The organism is Paenibacillus sp. 05T425 (genome assembly GCF_056396205.1).
Map to the genome: position 1 here is coordinate 1 of NZ_JBFTLA010000141.1, position 409 is coordinate 409.

Consider the following 409-nt stretch of genomic DNA (forward strand, 5'->3'; position numbering starts at 1 on the left):
GGTCACGCCCCTGACGGTGGGCGAGCAGATGCTCTATGAAATCGGTGATCCGCAGGCGTATCTGCTGCCCGATGTGGTGTGCGATTTCAGTCAGGTCAAACTCGTGCAACAAGGCAAAAACGCGGTTCAGGTGCATGGCGCGAAAGGCTTGCCACCGACCGCTCAGTACAAGGTCAGCGCAACGTACCCGGACGGTTTCCGCTGCACCGCCAGTTGCCTGATCGCCGGGATCGATGCCGTGGCCAAGGCCCGAAGGGTCAGCCAGGCGATCATCAACAAGACCTCGGAAATGTTTAACCAGCGCGGCTGGGCGCCCTACAGCGAGGTGAACATCGAACTGCTGGGCAGCGAAGCCACTTACGGCCCCCACGGCCAGCGCCAGGACAGCCGCGAAGTGGTGATCAAACTC

Annotated in this window: 1 protein-coding gene; it reads left to right on the plus strand. The window is 61.4% G+C overall.

Going from position 1 to position 409, the window contains the following annotated elements; translation table 11 throughout:
- Positions 1 to 10: 10 nt before the first annotated feature.
- A partial coding sequence (locus AC1DF0_RS32485) for an acyclic terpene utilization AtuA family protein (protein ID WP_477577724.1) occupies positions 11 to 409 on the plus strand: 399 nt, incomplete at its 3' end.